We start from the raw sequence: 25,173 nt of genomic DNA on the forward strand, positions 1-25,173 counted from the left end.
AGGTATGAGACCTCTGCTCAAAACTGGATGTCAATGCATTGGATGGCTTTTTGTGCCTTGTTCCTCAGAAAAATTAAGAAAATCAATAAAGTTTAAACAAGTTCATTAAGTATAACTTTTAGGTGAAAAAATACGTATAAAAATTGTTTGGATTGTTATTGAGCATAAGGTTTTATATGAGATTTTTTTTTACGTTTATTATTCTTGTTTCTGTATTTAGGGTAGGATTTTCCCAAACAAAATTGGTAGCAGCTTACTACGGAGAAAATATACCATTTTTAACCAGTTTAAGCAAACCTGAAGATGCAACGTCACTCGACAATAATTATGCAACTATTGGAAGTGGAGCCACTTTACAACTTAAATTCTCTGTCGTTATTCCTGCCAATCAATCCGTATATGTAAAAGCAGATGGAAATGGTAACACTACGGTTGCGCTGTATAAAAATGCAAATACAGGAACAACAGATGTAGACGGTACCTCAATAGGAGGGACGGTTAATTTTTCCTCTGATATTTTTAGTATAAAAGCGGGACAGGAATCAAATGCAGTAGCTATTAAGCAGGGTGGAACATTGCAATATAGAAAGGTTTATTATGCTTATATCTTACCTATAGAGTCCCCGCTGGAGTTTAAGGAGAATACTATTGTAGCCTGCGGTAGTTATAATCTCATAGAAAATTTAAAATATTCCTACCCACAGCTAAAGTATGAAGTATTAAAAAATGGAGAGAAAATTTCTTCAAGTCCTAATATAGTACAAAGCGGTACTTATAGCATTCGGGCCATAGATCCGGATAACAATCAACAGGTTGTTGCAACATCCACGGTAAATGTTACCATTAATCCTGAACCTAATTATACTTTGTCTACTACTTATCTGATTGTGGGTAAGGGGAACTCCGTTGCTTTACCTCAGGTGCAAGCAGGTGCAGACGCAGGTAGTCTTACCAGTGTGTTTAGAGATAATAACGGTAATGTTATTCATTCAATAGTTATTCCGGCAACTACACCAACAGGTTTTTATACCTATACTGTAACAGTTAATAATACTTATAGCTGTTCAGATACAAGAAGTTTTATTGTATATGTCTCAGACTCGTCCAATCCCTGTCCCTTAGAAGAGCGGGTTTATGCTTCCACCCAGTCCTCATCTGTGCCACTTTTATTGGTTTTGCCGGTAGGAAGTGTGCTGGATGCAAATAATGCGGTGGATGCCAATCTGAAAACCCGAAGTAATATGTTTAGCCTGTTGAATTTGTTAGGGATAACTACTTTTTACCAGGAATTAAAGTGGTCTGCTAAAATACCTAAGGGAAGTACGGTAACTGTAAAATTGAGTTCAAGTTCATCCATAGCAAATGTTTTGGGAGGTATTTCTATCAGGCAGCGTAAAAATGGCGCCGATGTAGGGAGTTTAATTCCTGTCAGAGGTGGACTTATTGATTTGCTTGCTGCAGATAACGAAACGTATTTTTCTTTTACAGCTACTGATGATATAGATGCAGTACGTTTAATTTATGGAGGTGTTTTAGGTGTAGGTACCAGTGTTTATATTTATGATGCGTGGTATACCCGAACAAAAGCGAACGGACTTTTGGATAATTGTAACGGAAATGATGTGATAGATGTGCTATCTGGAGCAGGCGAGTATTTGAAAGGTGTTCTCAATGCGGCTTCTTTAACCTCATTTGTTTCTAATCAATGGGACATTGCAGATGATGATATCAATACATTTGCAACAATGAATTCTATTGCTCAGGTAGGTACTTATATACAAACTACTGCGGTGTTTAAGACTTTAACCATGCCTTTAGATACAACCCTGATTGTTCTGGAAACAAATTATAATACACTTAATCTTTTAGGAGATTTTTTATATATCCAACGATTTTTGGGCGATGTAAAAGTTGGAGCTCCTATTTATTTGAATAATCCGACTCTAATAACATTGCTCAACAACTTTCAGGGAACTAAGCAGGCGATATTGTTGCATACCAACGATATGCCTTATGATAAAGTTGCGATAACACTTGGAGGTGCAGTAAGTGTGCTTAATGTGAATACAAAATTGTATGAGATTTACAGGAAACCTTATATTCCACCTATGTTGGCCAATAATGAAAAAGATCTGATTGGCTATTGCTCGGGAGATTTGGGTAATTTAACGCTGCAAAATGTTCCTTGTACCACATTCAAATGGTATGAGCAAGAAAAAGGAGGAATAGAACTTAATCCGGTAAATATTGTAAGCACAATTAAAAATACTCCAGGCAAATACACCTACTATATACAGGGAATACGGTATGGGTGTACTTTTGGAAAGAGGGTGAAACTTACAATAGATGTTTATCAGAAACCCGATTCTCCCCATCTAAATATTCAGCAGGGAGTTACTTCTTTTTAACTTAATAAATAGGTGGTATGAGGCCAAATAATGATAACAAATTTGCTTTTGTAGTCAAAAATTGAAATAAATTAACTTTTTGTCTGTTTGGCGTGTGAAATTTGTAATAACAAATTGGTTTTAAGAGTTGGTCGTACTATATTTGAAAACTTTTAGAGATAAAAATTAATCTATATACTAATCACTTAATTATGAAAGAAGTATCCGATATAGGGGTAATTGGCTTGGCGGTAATGGGCGAAAACTTAATCCTTAACATGGAAAGCAAAGGTTTTCACGTTACAGCCTATAACCGTTCGGTAGACAAAGTAGAAAACTTTGTAAATGGCAGGGCAAAAGGTAAAAATATTTACGGAGCAAAATCTATAGAAGATTTAGTAGGTTCTCTTAAATCACCTAGAAAAATCATGTTAATGGTTAAAGCAGGTAAGCCTGTTGATGATTTTATCGATTTGTTAATTCCACATTTAGATAAAGGAGATATCATTATTGATGGTGGTAACTCTCATTTTCCAGATACAGAGCGTCGTGTAAAATACGTAGAAAGTAAAGGTCTGTATTTTATTGGTTCTGGTGTTTCTGGTGGTGAAGAGGGAGCTTTATTAGGCCCTTCAATCATGCCGGGAGGATCTAAAGCAGCATGGACAGCGGTGAAACCTATTTTTCAGGGTATAGCAGCAAAAGTAGATGATGGTTCTCCTTGTTGCGACTGGGTAGGTGACGGCGGTGCTGGTCACTTCGTAAAAATGGTACACAATGGTATTGAATACGGTGATATGCAATTAATCAATGAAGTATACCACATCATGAAAGATGTTTTAGGTATGACTACAGATGAAATGCATGAAGTTTTTAAAGAGTGGAATGAAGGTGAGTTAGATAGCTACTTAGTAGAAATTACCCGTGATATCCTAGCATATAAAGAGGAAGACGGTACACCTATTATCGATAAAATTTTAGATACAGCAGGTCAAAAGGGTACTGGTAAATGGACAGGTACAGTAGCATTGGAGTTAGGTATTCCTTTAACTTTAATTACAGAGTCTGTATTCTCCAGATGTTTGTCAGCAATGAAAGACGAGCGTGTTATTGCATCTAAAGTATTAACAGCTGGCCCTAAAGCTTCTTTCAATGGCGATAAGCAAGAAATGATCAATAACTTAAGAGATGCATTATATGCTGCAAAAGTAATTTCTTATGCGCAAGGTTATCAAATGATGAGAGCCGCAGCTAAAGAATACGGTTGGGAATTAAGTTACGGAAATATCGCATTAATGTGGAGAGGTGGCTGTATCATTCGTTCTCGTTTCTTAGGAAACATCAAAGAAGCTTTTGATAAAAATCCAGAATTGTCTAACTTACTATTAGATGATTATTTTGCTGAAAAAATTCAGGCTTGTCAAAATGGATTGAGACAAGTTGTAGCTACAGCAACTTTAAATGGTATCCCAACACCTTGTTTAGGTGCAGGTCTTAACTATTACGATGGTTACAGATGCGAAAGATTACCAGCAAACTTGTTGCAAGCACAACGTGACTATTTCGGAGCACATACTTACGAAAGAATAGACAAACCAAGAGGTCAGTTCTTCCATACAAACTGGACTGGTAGAGGTGGAGACACTGCTTCTACTACTTATGATGTATAAGGAGAATTCTTATTGAAATAGCAGAGCCCTTCCAGTTTGGAGGGGCTTTTTTATTTTGATGGGGTTTGTTGTTTGAGTTTGAATAGGTGATTTGATAGAAGTCCCCTGTTATGATGAAGTTTTAACCTTACAACACTTCAAATTTTGTTATGTATATTTGAAGTTGACTTATGGCAGAAAATGTACAACTTAAATTAGCAAACGAATTTGTTCAGTTCACCAATAGGAATGTTTTTCTTACAGGAAAAGCCGGGACTGGTAAAACAACTTTTTTGCATAATTTAAGACGTAATTGCCCTAAAAGAATAGTAGTTGTGGCACCAACAGGTGTGGCCGCTATTAATGCAGGGGGAGCAACTATTCATTCATTTTTTCAGCTTCCGTTTGGACCATATGTCCCCAATGAGGAGAAAACAAGTCGGGCCTCATCTTTTAGGATAAGAGGAGAGAAAATTAACCTGATCAAAAGTATAGATCTTCTGGTTATCGATGAGATCAGTATGGTGCGTTCAGATACCTTAGATCATATTGATGAGGTGTTAAAGCGTTATAGAGACAGAACCAAACCTTTTGGAGGTGTACAGTTATTGATGATAGGGGACTTGCATCAATTATCGCCCGTGGTAAAAGAAAATGAATGGACATTATTAAAAGACCATTACGCCAATCCTTACTTTTTTAGCAGTAAAGCATTACAGGAAAGTTATCCCATTTGTATCGAGCTAAAGCATATTTATCGGCAATCCGATGATTTCTTTATAGGCCTCCTCAATAAAGTAAGAGAAAATAACATAGACCTGGAGGTTTTGGAAGCGCTGAACCAGCGGCATATCAAAAACTTTAATCCTTCAGAAGAAGAAGGTTATATCACGTTAACCTCTCATAATCATACTGCCAATAAAATTAACGATGAAAAGTTAGGGCAGTTAGCTGAGAAATCTTATAAGTTTAAGGCAAGTATCTCTGGAGAGTTCCCCGAGATGTCATATCCTAATGCGGAAGAGTTGGAGCTGAAAGTAGGTGCTCAGGTGATGTTTGTGAAAAACGATTCGTCTCGTGATAAACTCTATTATAATGGGAAAATCGGGAAGATTACAAAAATTGACGATGATGTTATCTTTGTGAAATGCCCGCAGGATAATAATGAGATTTTTGTGAGGCAAGCAGAGTGGCAAAACCTGAAATACGAGCTTAATACTGAAAGTAAGGAGATAGAAGAAAAGCAAATTGGTAGTTTTGTTCAGTTTCCGTTACGTACCGCATGGGCTATAACTATCCATAAAAGTCAGGGACTAACCTTTGAAAAAGCCATCATAGATGCTAACGCCGCTTTTGCACACGGTCAAGTTTATGTAGCACTAAGTCGGTGTAAAACTTTTGAGGGAATGGTTCTACGTTCGCCCATTACATTTAACAGTATAAAAACGGATGGTGTAGTAGCACATTATACCAGAGAGGCAGAGGATAATGCACCGAGTGGAGAACATTTACAGCAGGCAAAAGCAACATTTCAGCAAGGATTACTATTTGAATTATTCGACTTTAAAGATGTTAAAGGCAGTCTTTTTAACTGTAAACGGATAGCAGAAGATTATCATCAGGTCATTTCCATTGGTTTTTTGGATGCTCTAAATGTTATTAGAGAAGATGCAGAAAAGAATATTTACAGTGTTTCAGAGTCTTTTAAGAAACACCTGAACCTACAGCTGCAACAAGTGCAATTGCCGGAAGAAAACAACGATTTACAGGAACGAGTTAAAAAGGCATGTCGGTATTTTTTAGATCAGCTGCATGAAGTTATTGTTTCAGGAATGGATAAAGTAAGCTTTGATGCTGATAATAAATCAGTCAAAGAAAACATGAACGAGGCATTAAATAAGTTGAGAAAGGATCTTTTTATAAAAATTTCTGTGCTAAAAGATAGTCTGGAAGGATTTGAAACATTGAGTTATATCAAATGCCGCGCAAACGCCGAGATAGACTTCACAAACAAAGAAAAAGAACAGACAGTAGTTAAGAAAGAAACTAAAGTATCGGCAGCTATTAAAAATCCTGACCTTTATAAACTATTAAAATCATGGCGTGATGATTTGGCAGCAGATAACGATGTTCCCGTTTATATGATTTTACCTCAAAAAGCATTGACTGAAATATGTAGTAAGTTACCGTCTAACTTTGCTGAACTGGAAAGTGTGAAAGGAATAGGGAAAACAAAAATAAAACAGTTTGGTGCAGAAATTCTGGGAATGGTGGCAGAATATTGTGAGAAGAGAAATATCTCTCAGACACCTTTACAACTTCTGGTGAAAGTTAATAAACCTGAAAAAGTGGATACTAAAAAACTTTCTTTGGATGCTTTTAAAGACGGTAAAACAGTAGAAGAGATAGCGTCGGAAAGAGGGCTGACTACAGGTACTGTGGAAAATCATTTGATTCATTTTGTTGGTACCGGAGAGTTGGACATACATCATCTTGTAGAAAAGGACAAAGTTAATCAGATACAGGCCTACGTTGAAGAGTATAAACCTATATCTACCACACAAACAAAAGAAGCCCTGGGTGATGAAATTTCTTACAATGAAATAAGAGCTGTAATGAAATATTTAACGTACCAGGAGTATTTGAGTTAAAATAGAATGTAACCCAGATATAAGGGGGGATTTAACTTAATGAGGATATTTTGTATATATCGTTTCAGATGGAAAAGAAAAGTCATAGAGTTCTACGAATCATATAAATTATTACTTATATTAAATAATATATTTTAGTGTTATAATATGAGTAAAAAGAGCTCAGAAAAAACTATTGTTCCCGATGAGGTAGTATTAAGTAAGATATATCAAATGAGGGGACAAAAAATTATGTTAGATCGTGATCTCTCTGAATTATATGGTGTCAAAGCAATTAGGTTAAGAGAACAGGTAAGGAGGAACAAAAATAGATTCCCTGAAAATTTCATGTTTCAGCTTACAGAAACTGAAGTGGAGAATATGGTATCGCAAAATGCGATACCATCCAAACAAGTATTAGGAGGAGCTTTGCCATATGCGCATTTACAGAACACGGAATATTAATGCTGTCTAATGTTTTAAAAAGCGAGAAAGCTATACATATGAGTATACGTATAATAGAACTTTTTGTAAAATTGAGAGAAGTATTATTATTACATAAAGATGTATCACTATTAGTTGAACAAATTGAAAAACGACTAGGTAAGCAGGATGAAAAAATAGAATTATTATTTGCTTATCTAAGTAAATTTATAGAGAAAGAAGATAGCCCTCGTAATACTATTGGTTATAAGAAATGGGAAGAATAATAACTCATTTCATTTTTACAATAAAAACATAATAAATCTTGGCTTCTCGTTAAGTTAATCCTTATTTTTATAGCAAATTAAACTACTATTATGCAATACGACGTTATCGTTATTGGTTCTGGTCCTGGTGGTTATGTTGCGGCAATTCGTTCGGCACAACTGGGGCTTAAAACTGCCATGATTGAAAAATACGCTACCTTTGGAGGAACTTGTTTAAATGTGGGATGTATTCCATCTAAAGCATTATTAGATTCGTCAGAGCATTTTCATAATGCACAGCACACATTTAAAGAACATGGTATTGATATTAAGGACTTAAAAGTTAATATCAAGCAAATGATTAGCAGAAAGAATGAAGTGATTGCCCAAAATACAGCAGGTATCACATTCTTGATGAAAAAGAACAAAGTAGATACTTACGAAGGAGTAGGATCATTCAAAGATAAAAATACCATAAAAATAAAACTGACTAAAGGTGGCGAGCAAGAAATTACAGGGAAGAATGTAATCATTGCAACCGGATCTAAACCTACGGCTTTACCTTTTTTACCTGTTGATAAGAAAAGAATAATTACCTCTACAGAAGCTTTAAATTTAACAGAAGTACCAAAAACCTTAACGGTTATTGGTGGGGGAGTAATTGGTTTAGAATTAGGTTCGGTTTATGCTCGTTTGGGAACTAAAGTTACCGTAGTGGAGTTTGCCGACTCTATTATAGCTACTATGGACGGTTCTTTAGGAAAAGAATTACAAAGAGTTCTTAAAAAAACGTTGGGAATGGAGTTCTTGTTGGGACATAAAGTTACCGGAGCAAAAAACAATGGTAAATCTACTACAGTAGAAGCTGTGGATCCGAAAGGAAACACGGTGAAAGTAGAAGGTGATTATTGTATTGTTGCAGTAGGGAGAACAGCTTATACAGAAGGTTTAGGTTTAGAGAACATCGGAATTAAATTAGAAGAAAGAGGGAAGAAAATTCCAGTAAATGCTCATCTGGAGACACAGGTTAAAGGGGTGTATGCTATTGGCGATGTAATTACCGGAGCCATGTTGGCGCATAAAGCGGAAGAGGAAGGTGTTTTTGTAACAGAAACAATTGCTGGTCAGAAACCGCATATTAATTATAATCTGATTCCGGGAGTAGTTTATACCTGGCCAGAGGTAGCTTCTGTTGGTTTTACAGAAGAGCAGTTAAAAGCCGATGGTAAGAAGTATAAAACAGGCTCTTTTCCATTTAAAGCTAGTGGAAGAGCGAAGGCAAGTATGGATACAGACGGTTTTGTAAAAGTGCTAGCAGATGCTGCAACTGACGAAATATTAGGCGTTCATATGATTGGGCCACGTGTTGCTGATATGATTGCAGAAGCTGTAGTAGCAATGGAATTTAGAGCGAGTGCAGAAGACATTGCAAGAATATGTCATGCACACCCAACTTATACAGAAGCATTTAAAGAGGCGGCTTTAGCAGCTACAGATAATAGAGCTATACATATATAAAAGTTAATGCAAACACAGGAAGAGTAACGATAATCTATCCCTTCCTGTGTTTAATTTTTGAAACCTACTTAATAACAGGAATAGATAGTAGAGGCACTTCTGAATTAGAAGCCATAATACGTGTTTTGCTGGCATGTACTATAGACGACCAGAAACCATATTGATAAGGCACCATAATCAATAAATCTGCACCAATTTCCTTGATTTCGTTTTCTATTTCCTTAATTACTGTATTAGATTCTACCTCTTTATAAGAGTGGTGAATGTTTTTAAGCTTTACATCTATTTTCTTTTTAGTGTACGAGTCTTCAATTAACCCAGTTTGTTTATGAACATGGAATATTTCGATTTCGGCTCCCATTTTTTCTGCAAAAATCTTTATTCTATCCAGAATATAAGAGTGAACACCTCTTAAAATATCACAGGCAAATAAAATCTTTTTAATGCCTTTGTATTTTGCATGCATGGGAATTGCGAGTACAGGTACTTTTAGCTTGGCAATTGCTGTGGTTGTGGTGTTGCCAAAAATATCTTGCATGACAGATTTCTGAGCAGTTCCCATTACAATCATATCTGCTTCATGTTGTTTGATGATATTCTCAAGTTCTTCTTCCATATTTAAGAAAGAAGTGAGACATAAAGTTTCTACACCATATTTAGTGTTTATTTTATCGGCTCTTTCTTTAAGTGAAGCTATGTTTAATGTTTTGATTTCATCCAGTGCGGACGAAGGGAATAACGTATTTGCATAATGCGTTGGAAGCATAAAAGAATTAAACAAGATAACTTTTGCATTTAGATTTCTTGCTGCTTCGGCAGCATATTCCAATGCATTTTCGGCCTCTGCCGAAAAATCTGTAGCTACAATAATAGTTTTCATATCTGGGCTCCTATCTATAAAATAAAAACAGCCCGGTTAAGGGCTGTTTTTGATGTTAATTAATATTCATGAACGTCTACGTGGTCGTAATTTTCAACCATCAATTCCTCAATTGATTTTTGACCTTTGTTTTTGTTGAATCTGTTAATTATCCTATCAAAAATCTCGTACATAACCGGAACGATGATTAAAGTTAAGAATAAAGAACTTAACAAACCACCAATAATTACCCAGGCCAGACCATTTTTCCATTCAGCACCTGCACCACTTGCTATCGCAATAGGAAGCATACCTATAACCATCGCAATAGTTGTCATCAGGATTGGACGGAGACGGGCATGGTTTGCTAGAATAAGTGCTTCTCTGGTAGATTTACCTTCAGCTTTCATGTGGTTGGTAAAGTCAACAAGGATAATTGCATTTTTAGCTACTAGACCAATCAACATAATAATACCTAAAATGGTGAATATGTTTAAGGAATTATTTGTTAAACCCAGAGCAAGTAAAGCACCTATCATAGATAACGGAATGGAGAACATTACCACAAATGGATAGATGAAACTATCGTAAAGGGCAACCATAATAAAGTATACCAATAGAATAGAAGCCAGTAAGGCAATTCCTAAGGTACCGAAACCTTCTGATTGGTTTTCCATATTACCACCCCATACATAAGATACACCGGTTGGTTTGGTTAATTTATCTAGTTTAGCTCCAAACTCGTTGGCAACAGTACCTGTTGGACGACCAACTACTTGAGATTGTACGGTTACAGAAGTTGATTTATCTCTTCTTTCCAGCTGACTTGGGCCCGAGCTTTGTGTGATATCAGCAAATTGAGATAATTTCACCTGTTTACCGTTTTTGTTAACAAACATCAGGTTACTTACATCATCTATGTTTCTTCTGTTGAAATCCTGATAGCGTATATTAATGTCGTATTCGTACTCTCCCTGACGGAATTTTCCATCTGTATTACCACTAAATGCGGTTTGCATTGTTCCACCAACAGTAGACAAATCTAAGCCTAATGCAGCCATTTTATCGCGATCAACCTGAACGTTGATCTCTGGATTTCCGGCTTCTACCGTTAATTTAACTTCAGATGCACCAGGAACAGATTTTAATTCTTCGCCTGCAACTTCTGCAAATTTTAATACGCTATCTAAATCAGAACCAACAACAATTAATTGAATTGGAGCGTTTTCTGCAGTACCCAATATACTAACGGGAACACTTTTTACCTTTGCACCTACTAATATTTTAGCCAGTTCGCGACTCACTTTTGCTGCATATATATTAGAGTCGTCTTTTCTGTCTTTCTTCTCGACCAGTTTGACGTTGATTTCTGCTTTATAAGCAGTGGCCTGCGTACCGCCCATTCCTTCACTGGACTGACCCACCATGGTGATTAGTGCAGTAACTTCTGGTTTTGTAGATAAAAACTCCTCAGCTTTTTGAGCCATTTGGTTGGTTTGCTCTATAGAGGCATCTTTCGGCATTTCTATCTGAACAAGAAATTCACCCCTATCACTTTGAGGGAAGAAATCTGTACCTATATATCCAGTTCCTAGTAAGGCAAATGACAGCATTAACAATCCAAAGGTTAAACCTAATGTGGTTTTTTTATGCCCTAAACACCATTTAAGGATACGGGTCACCCAGTTGGTGAAAGCTTTTAATCCTGCTTCGAACTTAACAATGATTTTTCCGAACAGATTACTTCCGGTTATTTTCTCCAGCTTACCAAATCTGGATGATAATAAAGGAACTACAGTAAATGAAACAAACAAGGACAAAAGTGTAGATATAATTACCACCACACAGAATTGTCTTAAAATGTCTGATACCAAACCTGTACTGATAGCAATAGGGAAGAACACTACAACGATAACGAAAGTGATAGATACAACCGTAAAACCAATTTCTTTAGTAGCATCCATAGATGCTCTTACCCGGTTTTTTCCCATTTCCATGTGTCTGTAAATGTTTTCGAGTACAACAATAGCATCGTCCACAAGAATACCTACCACTAATGAAAGTCCTAACAATGACATCAGGTTAAGGGAGAAGTTCATGATGCTCATTCCAATAAACGTTGTAATCAATGCCAATGGAATTGAAATCATAACGAATACGGCATTTCTTAAGCTGTGTAAGAAAAATAACATCACAAATGCAACAAGGATAACAGCTAAAAGTAAATCGTGTACAACAGCATTTGCAGAATCTAATGTAAATACCGAGCTGTCGTTAGCAACGTCTATTTTTAGTCCTACATCTTGATAATCTTTCTCTACTCTCTCGATAATTTTATAGATACCACGACTCACTTCAACGGCATTGGCATCAGATTGTTTTAATACCTGTAAAGCAATCGCACCTTTTCTGTCAACCCTTGCTATTTTTTCTACATCTTTCTGAGCGTCCTGAACATCTGCAATGTCCAACAGTCTTATTTGAGCACCACTATTTGGATTGGTTGAAATAACCAGGTTTCTGATGTCATTAACAGTTTTGTATTTTCCTGCTAAACGGATTAACACGTCCTGACTCTCTGTTTTTACACTACCAGTAGGGAAATCCAGATTAGAGTTTAATATGGCTTGTTGAACTTGTAATAAAGAAAGGTTATAGCCTTCTAGTTTATTTGCATCTATGCTTACCTGTATCTCACGTTCTTCGCCACCAATTAAGTTTACCTGAGCAACACCCGTTACACGAGACAAAATAGGAGCTATACGTTTATCCATCAGGTCATAAAACTCTGCATCACTTAGCTTCGCAGAGGCAGACATTGTCATAATAGGCAAGTCATCCAAAGAGAATTTATTTAGTGCTGGTGTTTTGACGTCGTCCGGAAGTGTACTCAATATAGCATTGATTTTTCTTTGGGCATCGTTAAGCGCAATATCTACGTTAGTACCATTGTTCAATGTAATAACTACAACAGATAAGCTTTCGTAAGATTTAGATTCAATCTTTTTGATGTTCTCCATGGAAGATATCGCATCCTCTATCTTCTTGGTTACCGTATTTTCTACCTCGCTTGGAGATGCACCCGGGTAAATAGTACTTACTGATACTACAGAAGGAGAGAATTTTGGCAATAACTCATAATTTAATGAGAAATAGCTTAATAATCCTAACAATGTAAGTACAGTAAAAACTACTATTACCAGCGACGGTCTTTTTATAGATATTTCTGTAATTTTCATTCTAAATATTTTGGTTGTTTTCTCCTGTTATTCCGAAAAGAGAAATTATTTAATAGCACTAATTTGTGTTCCGTCTACCAGATTAATCTGACCACTTACGATTACGATTTCACCTTCCTGTAAGCCGCTTAAAATCTCTACCTGATCTCCTAATATTCTACCGGCAACAACTTGACGTTCTTTTGCATGATCGCCATTAGCAATAAAAACTTTATTGCTGCTTACACTTCCAACAAATGCGGTACGTGGGATAATAACAACAGGAGCTTGTTTCGCAAATTCAAAAACTGCAGTTCCGTACATTCCGGCTCTGATATCATTATTCTGATTGTTTGATAATTCAATCTCAATAGGAAAGTTTAAAGAGTTATCCGCCTTTGGGGCAATAAACGATACTTTTCCGTTGAAAGATTTATCAGGATAAACATTCGTTGTTATTTTTACGTTGTCTCCAATTTTTAAGGCTGCTACCTGAGACTCTGTTACGGTGGTAGACAACTTTAATTTAGAAACATCTACAATCTCGAATAATTGGGTACCAGGAGAAACGTATGTACCTACCTCAATTAATTTTTTATTCACTATGCCGTTGATAGGAGCTTTAATGTTTGCGTCGCTCAGTTTTCTGTTAGATTCCTTCAGCGTAGCTAAAGCTCTTTCAACGTTTAATCTTTGCGCATCTAATTGTTGTTGAGTGACACCACCTGTTTTAAATGAACTTTCGAAACGTTCAAGATCTTTTTTTGCATTGTCGTAAGTAGCTTGTGCATTTGAAGATGTTACATTCAATAGTTCAGAATCAAGGTAAGCGATTATTTGCCCTTTATTTACTTTTGAACCTACATCTACCAAAATTCTGGTGATTCTACCTGAGTTTTCAGCAGAGAAAGTAAGATCCTGAGAAGGAAGAAAGTTACCATTTACGCTGAAATCTAAATCCAGAGGTTGTTTGGTAACCGAACTGGTACGAACTGTTACCGCTCCTGAGCCTTGAGCAACAATTGCTGTCTTCTCCTCGTTTTTCTTTTTATTGTTCGATAGTATCCATCCTATTCCCCCAATTACGACAATAAGGATAATTACTGTTGTTAATACTTTTTTCATGATTAGTTTAATAATGTTTTGATGTTACCTTGAGATTTTATAAGTTGTATTTCAGCAATTTTATAATTTAATAAAGCTTGGTTGTAGCTGTTTTGAGCTTGGGTTAAAGCGTTCTCTGTATCTAATAGATCTGTAAGAGAAGCTAAACCGTTATTATAGTTATTTTGAGTACTGTTATATATCTCTTGTGCCAGTTTTACGTTTTTTCTTTGAGATTGTATAGTACTAAAACTGTTTTTTAACTGTATTTTGGCATTTTCATAAGAAGCATTTAATGCATTGGTAGTAGCCTTAGTGTCTTCTTCTGCTTTTAAAATGTCTATTTCAGCCTGTTTTACTTTTGATCTGGTACGCAGGCCACTAAAAATAGGAACCCTTAGAGAAAGACCAATTGCTGAAGCATCGTAACCAACAGAACCTTTGTCCATAGATTTAGTTTTAAAGGGATCAAATGTGCTGGTCATGGTCGTGTAATTGTAAGATCCGGACAGTGCCAATGTAGGATAATATTCAGATACGTAAGCTTTTCGTTGCAGGTCCAGTAAAGTTCTTTGTACATCCATTAACTGTAGCTCGGTTCTGCTATTTACGTTGATATCGCTTTCTAAAAGCGGTAATGAATTAACATTTTTCAATTCAGCTGGATGTAAAGAAATCTTCGTATTTACAGGCATTCCCATAGCCAGTTTTAATTGTATTTCCAGTTGTTCAACAGCATTTACAAGTTGTTCCCGTTGAGTTTCTAAATTTGTTAGGTTTACTTTTATCCTGTCAACATCAATTTTTTTAGCCAACCCGTTATTGTACTGATTAGTAATCATTTTATCTATAACTTTAATGTTCTTGATGTTTGTGTCAATAACAGATAGCTGTTGTTTATTAACCAATATTTGGTAATAGCTGTTTGCAGTTTGTTCAATTACCTGCTCTTCAGTTAATGTGGCGTTTAAACTATAGTAGTCTTCACTTACTTTAGCTGCTTTTAGTCCGGTAAATACTTGCTGGTTAAAAAGTTGTTGGTCAACTTGTATACCTGCGCCGGAATTCCACGCTCTTCCCATTTTAAATGCACCCATATCGGTTACCAGTTGGCCAATTATTGGGTTATAGGCTAGATTTGCACTTCCATTTACTTGTGGTAATGCAGCGGCTCTAACCTCGTTGGTTTTTTGTTTTCCGCCTTCAATATCCAATCTGCTCTTTTTAGCATTTTGGTTGTTGTCTATCGCATATTTTAAGGCTTCTTTTAATGTCAGCGTTTGCTGCGCAAAACCTTGCGAGAACGATAGCAGGCCTATGAGGGTTATTACTAGCTTAATCGATTTCATGTGTTTTGTTTGTGTTTATTGTTTTTTTAGTCCTCTGTATAAAAGTGCTATAATGTCTTTCATTTTTTCTCTGAAACCGTTCATCAGTTCCGTAGAGAGTAGTATGGATGCAGGGTCAGAACAAAAATGGAGTTCAGCCATGCCAACTCCCATAATAATATTGTTAATGGTGTCTGCTGCTTTTTCGGTGTCAATTTCATCTATTTCACCCTTTTCTATTCTGGAATCCAGAAAATTTTCAACAATAATATTCTCTTTCTCTTTGATCTTTTGTCTTAGTTCTGCAAACCTGCTGTCTTTATAGAAATAGTCGATTTGCAAATCCTGTATTTTCATGATATGAAATTGCTCCGAAAAAGAGAGTCTGGCATCAATCATTTTCATTAAACCGTCAGGGATGCTTTCTGCATCAGTTAACGCCTTGTATTGTTTTTCAAGCTGTTCGGCCAAAATAGTACTCGCTACTTCTAAAAAAAGTGAGTTTTTGTCGGGGAAATAATAATAAAGTGCGGCTTTAGAGATATTCAGGTCATCGGCAATCTCGTTCATAGTCGTTTTCGAAATACCAAAATGAGAAAATCTTTTAAGGGCTGCCTCTATAATTCTTTCCTTCTTTCCATCTGATTCCACCATAATTCTAACTTTTTTACTTTCTGACTTTTTGAATTGAATAGTCAAAAGTACGACAAAATATTTTATCTGACATATTTAAAAGAATTTTTATTTTCAAATGACAAAATATCCGCTCATTTTTCTTGGTCTATATTTTCTAATAAGTGTTCATTATTTTATATCATAAATATCGTGAGGCGTTAATAAATTCTAACTTTGCGATTAAGAAAGTCCATAACATATATCATGCTAAATATTCAAAGAAATATTTCTTTAAAACCCTATAACACATTTGGGATAGATGTAAAAGCGGCCTATTTAGTAGAAATTACTAAAAAAGAAGACCTGCAAACATTATTTTCTGATAGCGAATTGATGAAGTTAAATCGATTGGTGATTGGTGGAGGAAGTAATGTTCTTTTTACTCAGGATTTTGAAGGTCTTATTATTAAAATGGGTATTAATTTTATACAGCAGCATGAAGTTGATGCTACAGAAGTGTTGGTACAGGCCGGAGCAGGGGTGGTGTGGAACGATTTAGTGAAATATTGTGTAGCCAATGGTTTTACTGGTATAGAAAACCTGAGTCTTATACCGGGTTCTGTAGGTGCTTCTCCAGTCCAAAATATAGGTGCATATGGGGTAGAAATAAAAGATGTTTTTGAAAGTTGTGAGGCCTTTGATATAGCTACTGGTACATTCAAGATTTTTACTAAGGAAGATTGCGAGTTTGGATATAGAGATAGTATATTTAAACAACGTTTAAAAAACAAATATATCATTACATCGGTAAGTTATAAATTGTCTCATCAGCCCAATATAAATACTTCTTATGGAGCCATAGAGGCAGAATTAAAGACAAGAGGTATAGTTAATCCTACTATTAAAGACGTATCGGATGTAGTGTCTACCATTAGGGTTTCAAAACTTCCCGATCCTTCAACAATAGGAAATGCAGGCTCCTTTTTCAAAAACCCAATAGTAAAAAAAGAAAAGGTAGAAGAGCTGTTGGTCAAATTCCCGGATTTAGTACACTATAACGTGGATAAAAAGAATGTTAAACTGGCCGCAGGGTGGTTGATAGAACAATGTGGATGGAAAGGAAAAGTAGTAGGTAATACGGGTACCTGGAAGAATCAGGCTCTGGTATTGGTTAATCATGGGGGAGCAACTGGGGAAGAAGTTTTTAATTTTTCTGACCTAATAATCAGTTCAGTAGCTAATAAATTTGATGTCTTTTTAGAACGGGAAGTGAACGTTATTTAATACACAAGGAATTTAATTACCTGCTATAATCATTAATTGAAAGAAAAATATTTTTGGCTTAGGTTTTGTGATAAATAAAAAGAGAATAATCTTTTGGATTAAATGTCCTTTTATTATTCGGGAATATTTAATTACGGGGTTTCATCTATTTATCTACTTATAAAACAAAACAGAATGACAAAAATTGAATTCAATTCCCTTGTGATGCATCAGGCAGCTTCTCTTAGAATGCATGCGTTACATTTCACACATGATTCTGATGATGCAAACGACTTAGTACAGGATACTATGTTAAAAGCTATTACTTATTACAATAAGTTTAAAGAAGGAACTAACCTCAAAGGGTGGTTGTATACTATTATGAAGAATACCTTCATTAACAATTACCGCCGTTTTGTTAAAATCAATTCATTTGTCACCATGACGGATGAAATAACATCCGCCCAATTATCATTTTCCTCAACTTCCAATAATGGAGAACACAAGTTTGTAATGGAAGATATTAAAAAAGCTTTGGGTAAACTACAGGAGGATTATTATGTGCCATTTATTATGCATTTCGAAGGGTTTAAATATCACGAGATTGCTGAATATTTAGAAATTCCGATCGGAACAGTTAAAACAAGGATACACGTGGCAAGAAAGCTCCTTAAAAAGAACCTTAAGGCATATGATTATACACTTAACGAGACTGCAGCATAAATAAGAACCCTTAAAAATTGATTTAATATTGTTAGTTTATACTTTTTTAGACAGATTGATGGTTTTTTGGATTGTGTTTTTTACTAAAAAACATGATTATTAGTAAGGGAGAATGTCTTGTTTTATTTAAAAGCTATAAATGGCTTTATTATTTCAATGATATGGTTTATGGGATTTTAATGTTCAATTAATTTTAATCAATATTGCAGTTGATTATTAATAATGGAAGATTACCCTATTTATACCAGGTTTCAGCTTGCTTTAAGAAATGGAAATGATAAACCCGCAATTTGGGTTGCCTTTGAAGGTAAGATTTATGATGTTTCTGAAAGCAGGTTATGGAAAAATGGAAAGCACTACGAGCATTGGGCAGGGCAGGATTTAACAGAGGAATTGAAAGATGCTCCGCATACCAGCAAAGTTTTTGAAAAATTCAAGGTTGTTGGATATTTAAAATCAGAAGAAAAGGAATGATTCTTATCATTCCTTTTCTTCTTCTAGTTCGTCTTCTTTAGATTGTCTTCCAACTTTTATGATTGGATTTTCCTGCGTTCCGGTTACTTTTATCGGTATACCAATAATACCCAAAGGGGGTAATCCAAGTCGAAATCCCATATTCAGTTTTCCGTCCAGGCTAACTTGTCCCTCGAAACGAGGTCTAAATCCTGCAATCTTCATTTTAGTTCTTTCAATAGTCATAATGTTGTTCTTAATATTGGATTTAATCACAACTTTATTGACTTCCGGATCTTTTAATTCACCATGGGAAGTTTTTGAAGCAATCCCATCCATGAGCTTAAAGCCTTTAAACTTTATCTTTTCCAAACTTAATGTACCTTCGCCTACAATAGATTTCAATACTGGAGACATGTTCTGATCTAATGCTCCTGCTAGTTTATAGTCAAGAGAAACAATGCCGTAGGCACTTTTTGCAGACGAAGCCATTTCCCTAAACAAGGCAACTTCATGGTATGCCCGTTGGATATCAAAATTCTCTGCTTTTATAGCATATTCAAAATTCGCTCTTTTAGGGTTTATAGGATTATAGTTGGCATCCATACTTACTTTAGTCCCAGCTAAATCAAAACTGGTTTCCTGCAAGGTAACAGCTCCTTTGTCGGTAGCAACCTTTCCACTAAAATTATTAATAATTAAATCATCATATTTTACTTTGTCCACTTTTGCAGAAAAATCTATAGATAAATCTTGTGGGACAAGTATAACGCCTGTAGCGGCAGAAGTAGAAGTATTGGAAGTGGAATTGTCTGCATAGGCCATAAATTCATTGGCATTAATGTATTTACTGTTAAGATCAAATTTACCGGATAATGTGCTCCGGGAGTTTACAATATAATTGACTACATTTTCTAAATGACCATTGACTGTGAATTTACTGTCGCCATAAGACCCGGTGAAAGTTTTGAATAGCATTTTTTCTTTAAAGAACGCAAACCTTCCGGTATGGATGTAGAAGTCTTTAGGAAATAGATCGGTATTAATTCTAATGTTGTCTATTTCTAAAAAGCCATTATTTCTCAATTTATCGAAGTTGCCGGCAAGGGCGTCTTTCTGAGATCCTTGTAAATTAAAGTTGGTTTTGATGAAGCCGTTTACGTCATAACCTTTTACGGCAAATATCTTGTAGATAGCTCCCAAATCAATTTCTCCCTTAGAGTTTATCCGGTAATTGACATTGTCAAAGTTATGGAGGTTAGCTTTTAATTCAAAAGGTTTGCCTGCAATCTGGAATTTAATGGGTAACACCTCTACTTTCAAATCCTTGAAAGAACCTTTACTACTGCTTACACGGGTTACAATGGAGATGTTTTCTACTGGAATAGGGTAAGCTAAAACTTTGATGTAACCGTCTTTAATTGCTACTTGGGTATTTGTAACTGGGAAAATGCGTTTAGCAGGAAGGTAATTTCCATCTACAAAGGCATCAATCAATAACTTGCCTTTAATTATAACACTATCCAATGGATAAAATTTAGGAATATCTGCCAGATCGAAACGACTTTTAACCTCTCCTTTAACCAGAAAACGGTTGAAATCGCTAATGGTCAGATGTCCTTTTAAATAATTATCCAGTACATTCATATTCAGTTCAGTCAACCCAATTTTTACGTTGCTTAACAAGCTGTCTTTGGTAGAAGCGTTAATTTTAAAACTAACGTTTTGTACTGCTTCTGGTAGGTCTTTAAATTTGAGATAGCCATTTTGCAGTTCAGCATTTAAATTGAACACAGGAATGCTGGTAATAACAGTATCCACTTTTCTGACACCAGAACGTTTTATTCCTTTAGCGTATTTCCCGTCAACTATAAAATCTAAATTGAATTTTCCTTTAAAGTTGATATTGTCTATTCCTAAAGCATCATTAAATTTCTCCAGGTCAATATTAGCCAAGGCCTTAGCCTTTATAGAAGAGGGCTCCAACCCATCCAGACTGAGATTAGCTGCAAAATAATCCTTTTCAAGGTTAAAACTCAAAGTATCTAACTGGAGTTTAATCTTTTCCGGAGCACAATTTGGTAATGTTACATGACTTCTCAGTATGAGGTTAGACAAAGGTGTTTTTGCATTTTGGTAGGCAATTTGACCGTTGTCAATGTTTAAATTTAAAGAGAAGTCAGGCATTTTATTTTCTTCAGCGATATACTGCCCAATTAATGACATCTCAATATCTGTGATTCCGCTGAGTTTTGTTTGGGAGGCCCATTTTACATATTCCGGAGGCAGAACAGAGAGTAATTGCTCTAATTGACTTTGTTTGCTGTTGACTTTAAAATTAATATCGTAACCATTATTAATGAATGCGAACTTACCGGTAAACGTGATGGGGAGTTTGTTTATTTTAAGATCATTACGCTCAAATACAAAGGCTAATGAACTGGTATTTACTTGTGTAAGTAGTTTAGCGTCTATTTGCTTGTCAATCAGGTAGTTATGACCATCGTAATTGAAATTTAATGAGTCTATTTGTGCATGTGTGGCTAGTGCAAAAACAGATTCGGCTAAATTTCCTTTTCCTTTATAATTAAATCCCTTGGCATCAATGAGCATGGGTAAAGACCGATCGTTATAGACCAAATGACTATTGTTGATTTGTATCAGATCTATTTTTAGTGATGTTTCGGAAGAAGTTTCCTGCTCTGGCGTTTGGGTGGTGTCAGATTTATAAATATTATAGTTTGCTATGCCCAGACTGTCTGTTTGTATATTGATAAGCGCATGGTCAAGATAAAACTTATTGATAGAAAGGGTTTCCGCAAATACCGAAGCGACATTTACACCCAAAGAAAGTTCTTTTGTTTTTAAGAGTGTTTCTTCTTTAAATGGCGCAGAACCATTAATGTCTACATCATAAATGGTGACGGTTAAATAAGGAAAGTGCTTGAAAAATGAGAGACTGATGTCGCTAAAAGCTACCTTGGCATCTATATTCTCATTTGCCCATTCTTTTACTTTGGTATTAATGGTATTGGCAAAGAAGAAAGGAAGTATTGCCAATAAAGCAACGAAAGAAGCTAAAACAACGCCTGTTATCTTAGCGAATTTTATCAAAAATTCTTTTTTCACAAATGAGTTCAAATAAAAGTACAAAGGAACAACTTTCTAGGTGAATATGTGTCAATAAATAGAAATTAAAAAATAAATTTAGGAAGTGGAAATCAAAGGATTAAGATTTGAAAAGTAATCTAATTAAAAACGGGTTGTCCTCCTTTGTATTTATGTTGCATAGACTCTTATTCATGATGGTATGGCTCGCCTTTTAGAATGGTAAAGGCTCTGTACACCTGTTCCGTAAAAAACAACCTGACCATTTGGTGAGAGAAAGTCATTTTAGATAAAGAAATTTTATCATTAGCTCTCTGGTATATAGTCTGATCAAATCCGTAAGGACCACCAATCACAAAAATAAGATGTTGTGTGGCAGCAATCATTTTTTTGTTTAGAAAATCTGCAAATTGAATAGAGGTGTAGTTGCTGCCTTTTTCATCTAATAATACTACAAAATCGGTGCTGGAAATATGTTTGAATAATAATTCAGCTTCCTTTGCCTTTTGTTGCTCTTGTGTCAGATGCTTGGTGTTTTTGAGTTCAGGTAATTCCTTAATTTCAAATTTTATATAATGTTTCAGGCGTTTCAGGTATTTTTCTATACCATCTATCAGGTATTTATCCTCAGTTTTACCAACTGTAAGCAAAGAGATTTTCATTTTAATTGTCAGGAAATTCTAAAAATGTAAAATTAAAAAAAGAAAATTGTAAATATTAGTAATATATTTCTCCATTGAGGGTCTAAACTATTATGAAACATATTCCAGAAGCATACCAAATTCAGGCAAAACAACTAGAAATAGTTATCGGTAATTTAAAACGAAAAGTAAATCAATATTCATTTGCAAGATTATTGGTGTTTTTAGTGGCAATATTAGCGGTGTATATCTTTTTTGGGTATGGGATAAAAGCCTTGGTATTAATTGCAATAACGGCTATCGCTGTCTTTCTTTTTTTAGTAAAAAAACAAGTGCAGGAAGAAGTGTTGTTACAATTTAGTAAAGATAAACTGAGATTATTAGAAAATGAGGTTAACGTTCTTGAATACAGAGAGAATTTGTATGATAACGGAAATCAGTTTTCCGATGCGAAACATGCCTATACAGATGACCTGGATATTTTTGGGCCAAACTCGGTATATGCCTATATAAACCGTTGTTCTAGTCAGAAAGCAAGACGAATTTTAGCCAGCTATTTTAAAGAACCGGCAAATCGTAGTGAAATATTAAAAAGGCAGGAAGCCATTGTTGAGTTGGGTCAATTTTCATCTGACACCTTAGATTATCGTACTCGTTTGCTTTCGCTTCCATCCAGAGATATTGATGTGCTTGAAGTTTTTTTTACCGATAAGCTAGCTAAGGCTATGGGTTTTATTCAAAACACAAAGCTAAAAGCTTATGCGGTGGCAGTTCCATTTTTAAGTATTGCTCTTTTAGTTTTAACAGTTTTTTGGGGAGGTCTGTGGTTTAATATTTTGGGACTTTTTCTGCTGCTAAATTTTATTGTTTATTTCTTTTATAAAGCGAGGATAGATTTTGTACATGAGGGAATTGGGAAAAGCTCCGCTATTTTTAAAAATTACGCTTCTAATCTGAAATGGATTGAAAATCAGGAATGGAAGGCAGATTTATTAAAAGATAAGACGTCAACAGGAGGTAAAAGAAAAGAAGTTTACAGGCAATTTCTTGAATTAGATAAAATTTTAACCAACCTAAACTACAGATTCAATATAATTGTAGCTATTTTTCTTAACCTCTTTTTTCAATGGGATTTAAGGCAGCTTAGAAAACTTTATGCCTGGCATTTAAAAAGTGAAAGCGATATTGTAGACGGTTTTGATACTATAGCCCAATTTGAGGTATTGATTAGTCTGAGTGTTTTAGATAATAATCATCCGGAGTGGACTTACCCGAAAATAGAAGAAGGTTTCGGTTTCGAATCTAAAGAACTGGGCCATCCATTGATTGAAGAATCCAAACGGGTAAATAATGATTTTTCTTTGGGAGAGAGACCTACAGCTGATGTGATTACCGGATCCAATATGGCCGGAAAATCTACCTTCCTGCGAACTGTAGGAGTAAATATGGTTCTCGCTTTTTTGGGAGCTAAAACCTGTTCAAAAGCTTTTAAATCATCAGTTTTTAATCTCTATTCTTTTATGAGAATAAAAGATTCTTTAGCGGAAAGTACTTCCACTTTTAAAGCAGAAATAGATAGACTGAAAATGATTTTGGAAGAAACAGCCAAAGATGAAACAGCTTTTGTTTTAATAGATGAAATGCTGCGAGGAACAAATAGTAAAGATAAATATTTGGGTTCTAAAGCATTTATAGAACGGATGATCCAGCAAAAAACACCTGGTTTTATTGCTACACATGATTTGCAAATAGCAGATTTGGAAAAAGACTATCCATCATCGGTGCGAAACTATCACTTTGATATTTCTGTTAAAGATGAAGAGATGTTTTTTGACTATAAAATTAAAAATGGTGAATGTAAGACTTTTAATGCCTCTATATTGCTGAAAGCAATAGGTTTAGATGTTACAAATGGTGAGTGAAATTAGTGGTGGATTGTAAAAAATAAAACTGCCGACTGGATATTATTTCAGTCGGCAGTTTTGTTATAACTTAAAAGAAGCTCTGAATAACACTAAAAAACAAAGCCAAATACATAATAATGCTCAAAGAATGTGATTTTTTGTTTAGCATTATCATAAGCATTTCTGCCTGTGGTACGTATTTTAGTCAAATCGGTGAATCCGGTTTTAAAAGTACCTTGTAAGAAGAAATGTTTAGTTAGAAACATTTTTGCACCTACCTTTGCTGATGCACCCCATCCCGCTACATTCCAATAATGATTTGCGCCAACACCAAAAAATCTTGCATCCGTTCTTGGTACCAGTAAACCAGCGTCTATTCCTGTTTCCATGGTTAGGTACTGCTTTTTGTTACGGGCAACCCAAATGTCGTCATATCTTTCTATTGCTACCGTAGCAAAGTTATAACCGTCAGTATGTTCAAAGGTTAAGAACTCATCTTTAATCTCAAAATCATTATTATCATAAGTTCCAGCATAAGAACCTGTCTGAATAGGATTAGCCGGATCTGAGATTTGTGGATCAATATATCCCGATATTTTAACGGTTTGAGGAGTATTCATGACATATTTCATGTGGTCCCACCCTAAAGAAATTGTATAATTATCTTTAATATAATACCCAAAGTGGAAGTTGAATTGAGGTATACTGATTTCGGCAGGATTAATATAATCCCAGCTTAATTTACTAGGTCTGTCCGTTGCGTGTACTTTGTACAATGTAAAGTCATAACCGGGACCTTTAAAGTGGATATCACTTTTAGAGTAAGAAGAAAAGTTATAACCCCAATGAATATAAAACTTCCCTTTATTACTGTAATCTCTGGAGTTTTTGGGTTTGAAGATACTTTTAGACGAATAATTTAAGGAGTCAGTATCCATTGCAGCAGTACTTATTTGTGTTAAAGCAAGTACCATAAAAAATGTCAAAGCATTTTTTTTGAAATTCATAAATAACATATCAATGTACAATAAAGTAACCCATTAAAAAACCCGAAAATTACTTCGGGTTTTTTAATGGGTAATAA

18 protein-coding genes are annotated in these 25,173 nt (G+C 35.2%); 10 read left to right on the plus strand and 8 right to left on the minus strand.

Going from position 1 to position 25,173, the window contains the following annotated elements; genetic code table 11:
* Positions 1 to 176 precede the first annotated feature (176 nt).
* The 6 genes from ACFSAH_RS01020 (at position 177) to lpdA (ending at position 8,873) form a co-directional block, all read left to right on the plus strand.
* Complete coding sequence (locus tag ACFSAH_RS01020; protein WP_379660823.1) at positions 177 to 2,408, plus strand: Ig-like domain-containing protein; 2,232 nt, start codon at positions 177 to 179, stop codon at positions 2,406 to 2,408.
* A gap of 191 nt (positions 2,409 to 2,599) precedes the next feature.
* Positions 2,600 to 4,057, plus strand: coding sequence for a decarboxylating NADP(+)-dependent phosphogluconate dehydrogenase (gnd, locus tag ACFSAH_RS01025; RefSeq protein ID WP_379660824.1), 1,458 nt, complete (start codon positions 2,600 to 2,602; stop codon positions 4,055 to 4,057).
* A gap of 170 nt (positions 4,058 to 4,227) precedes the next feature.
* A complete protein-coding gene (locus tag ACFSAH_RS01030; RefSeq protein WP_379660825.1) occupies positions 4,228 to 6,687 on the plus strand; it encodes a helix-turn-helix domain-containing protein in 2,460 nt (819 codons plus the stop codon).
* 147 nt (positions 6,688 to 6,834) lie between these two features.
* Entirely contained in the window at positions 6,835 to 7,131 is a 297-nt protein-coding gene (locus ACFSAH_RS01035) for an ORF6N domain-containing protein (RefSeq protein WP_379660826.1), read from the plus strand.
* 71 nt (positions 7,132 to 7,202) lie between these two features.
* The gene (locus ACFSAH_RS01040; protein ID WP_379660827.1) at positions 7,203 to 7,376 is read left to right on the plus strand and encodes a hypothetical protein; all 174 of its coding nucleotides are present in this window, start codon (positions 7,203 to 7,205) and stop codon (positions 7,374 to 7,376) included.
* A 90-nt stretch (positions 7,377 to 7,466) separates the two neighbouring features.
* The gene (gene lpdA / locus ACFSAH_RS01045; protein WP_379660828.1) at positions 7,467 to 8,873 is read left to right on the plus strand and encodes a dihydrolipoyl dehydrogenase; all 1,407 of its coding nucleotides are present in this window, start codon (positions 7,467 to 7,469) and stop codon (positions 8,871 to 8,873) included.
* 64 nt (positions 8,874 to 8,937) lie between these two features.
* Here lpdA and ACFSAH_RS01050 read toward each other — a convergent pair whose 3' ends face one another.
* Genes ACFSAH_RS01050 through ACFSAH_RS01070 form a run of 5 tightly spaced genes read right to left on the minus strand, consistent with a single transcriptional unit; the run spans position 8,938 to position 16,036 of the window.
* Positions 8,938 to 9,753 (minus strand): universal stress protein, encoded by an 816-nt coding sequence (locus ACFSAH_RS01050; protein ID WP_379660829.1) that lies wholly within the window; start codon positions 9,751 to 9,753, stop codon positions 8,938 to 8,940.
* Positions 9,754 to 9,812: 59 nt separating this feature from the next.
* Positions 9,813 to 12,971, minus strand: a complete 3,159-nt coding sequence (locus ACFSAH_RS01055) for an efflux RND transporter permease subunit (protein WP_379660830.1) — start codon at positions 12,969 to 12,971, stop codon at positions 9,813 to 9,815.
* A 45-nt stretch (positions 12,972 to 13,016) separates the two neighbouring features.
* Complete coding sequence (locus ACFSAH_RS01060; protein WP_379660831.1) at positions 13,017 to 14,075, minus strand: efflux RND transporter periplasmic adaptor subunit; 1,059 nt, start codon at positions 14,073 to 14,075, stop codon at positions 13,017 to 13,019.
* Between the two features lie 2 nt (positions 14,076 to 14,077).
* On the minus strand, positions 14,078 to 15,403 hold the full coding sequence (locus ACFSAH_RS01065; protein ID WP_379660832.1) for a TolC family protein: 1,326 nt from the start codon (positions 15,401 to 15,403) through the stop codon (positions 14,078 to 14,080).
* 15 nt (positions 15,404 to 15,418) lie between these two features.
* Complete coding sequence (locus tag ACFSAH_RS01070; RefSeq protein ID WP_379660833.1) at positions 15,419 to 16,036, minus strand: TetR/AcrR family transcriptional regulator; 618 nt, start codon at positions 16,034 to 16,036, stop codon at positions 15,419 to 15,421.
* Between the two features lie 225 nt (positions 16,037 to 16,261).
* Between ACFSAH_RS01070 and murB the strand changes: the two genes are divergently transcribed.
* The 3 genes from murB (at position 16,262) to ACFSAH_RS01085 (ending at position 18,457) form a co-directional block, all read left to right on the plus strand.
* Positions 16,262 to 17,281, plus strand: a complete 1,020-nt coding sequence (gene murB / locus ACFSAH_RS01075; RefSeq protein ID WP_379660834.1) for a UDP-N-acetylmuramate dehydrogenase — start codon at positions 16,262 to 16,264, stop codon at positions 17,279 to 17,281.
* Positions 17,282 to 17,455: 174 nt separating this feature from the next.
* The gene (locus tag ACFSAH_RS01080) at positions 17,456 to 17,983 is read left to right on the plus strand and encodes an RNA polymerase sigma factor (protein ID WP_379660835.1); all 528 of its coding nucleotides are present in this window, start codon (positions 17,456 to 17,458) and stop codon (positions 17,981 to 17,983) included.
* A gap of 222 nt (positions 17,984 to 18,205) precedes the next feature.
* A complete protein-coding gene (locus ACFSAH_RS01085; protein ID WP_379660836.1) occupies positions 18,206 to 18,457 on the plus strand; it encodes a cytochrome b5 domain-containing protein in 252 nt (83 codons plus the stop codon).
* A gap of 6 nt (positions 18,458 to 18,463) precedes the next feature.
* Here the strand turns inward: ACFSAH_RS01085 and ACFSAH_RS01090 are convergent, their stop codons facing one another.
* Together ACFSAH_RS01090 and rlmH are read right to left on the minus strand one after the other, a co-directional pair.
* Positions 18,464 to 21,565, minus strand: a complete 3,102-nt coding sequence (locus ACFSAH_RS01090) for an AsmA family protein (protein WP_379660837.1) — start codon at positions 21,563 to 21,565, stop codon at positions 18,464 to 18,466.
* A gap of 167 nt (positions 21,566 to 21,732) precedes the next feature.
* On the minus strand, positions 21,733 to 22,206 hold the full coding sequence (gene rlmH, locus ACFSAH_RS01095) for a 23S rRNA (pseudouridine(1915)-N(3))-methyltransferase RlmH (RefSeq protein ID WP_379660838.1): 474 nt from the start codon (positions 22,204 to 22,206) through the stop codon (positions 21,733 to 21,735).
* 92 nt (positions 22,207 to 22,298) lie between these two features.
* On the opposite strand from rlmH, the gene ACFSAH_RS01100 reads away from it, so the two are divergent.
* Positions 22,299 to 24,107 carry a MutS-related protein gene (locus tag ACFSAH_RS01100; RefSeq protein WP_379660839.1) on the plus strand — a complete coding sequence of 603 codons (1,809 nt, stop codon included), beginning with the start codon at positions 22,299 to 22,301 and terminating at the stop codon, positions 24,105 to 24,107.
* 92 nt (positions 24,108 to 24,199) lie between these two features.
* Here the strand turns inward: ACFSAH_RS01100 and ACFSAH_RS01105 are convergent, their stop codons facing one another.
* Positions 24,200 to 25,096, minus strand: a complete 897-nt coding sequence (locus ACFSAH_RS01105; RefSeq protein ID WP_379660840.1) for a hypothetical protein — start codon at positions 25,094 to 25,096, stop codon at positions 24,200 to 24,202.
* Between the last annotated feature and the right edge of the window lie 77 nt (positions 25,097 to 25,173).

The organism is Pseudopedobacter beijingensis (assembly GCF_042678145.1).
Classification (GTDB): Bacteria; Bacteroidota; Bacteroidia; order Sphingobacteriales; family Sphingobacteriaceae; genus Pseudopedobacter; species Pseudopedobacter beijingensis.